The following is a 487-nucleotide window of genomic DNA, read 5'->3' as shown; positions in this document are numbered from 1 at the left end:
CTTCCGCTCGACAAGAAGGCGATCCCGCTCGTGTTCCTTGCTTCTGGCACGGCCGGCGTCTTCGGCAATTTAGCGGGCGCATTCCTCACCTAACACAGTCTCAAGGCAGTCGCGGCCCTGCCGCCCCTGCTCATTGCCGTAGCCGCTGTCTCGCTGCTGACTATGGGAGCATCGGCCTTGACCTCGGCAATTGCAGTTGCCGTATGGGGCTTTGCTTTTGGCGCGGTCCCGGTCGGATTGCAGACATGGATGGTGCTACGCGCCGCTCCGAAACAGGCCGAGAGCGCTGGTGTACTGATGGTCATAACCTTCCAAGTGGCCATCGCAGCCGGCACAACTTTCGGTGGCCTATTGGTGGATCACACGGGCATTGCCAGTGTCTTTCTCTACAGCGCGGTTGCCACGTTCCTCGCTGTCTTGACAGTATTTCTGCTCGGCCCGAACCGCAACAGCTGACCGCCTGGTGGGGAGTGACGACGGTCGGTGG

1 pseudogene is annotated in these 487 nt (G+C 61.0%); it reads left to right on the top strand.

From position 1 onward, the window contains the following. Positions 1–456, top strand: a pseudogene (locus tag EN807_RS37175) (MFS transporter); the annotation flags it as partial. Between the last annotated feature and the right edge of the window lie 31 nt (positions 457–487).

Origin of the sequence: Mesorhizobium sp. M5C.F.Ca.ET.164.01.1.1, assembly GCF_004792125.1 — a bacterium.
GTDB lineage: Bacteria > Pseudomonadota > Alphaproteobacteria > Rhizobiales > Rhizobiaceae > Mesorhizobium > Mesorhizobium wenxiniae.
The sequence above is the reverse complement of the archived record's forward strand: the minus strand, read 5'-3'. Positions and strand labels throughout refer to the sequence as shown.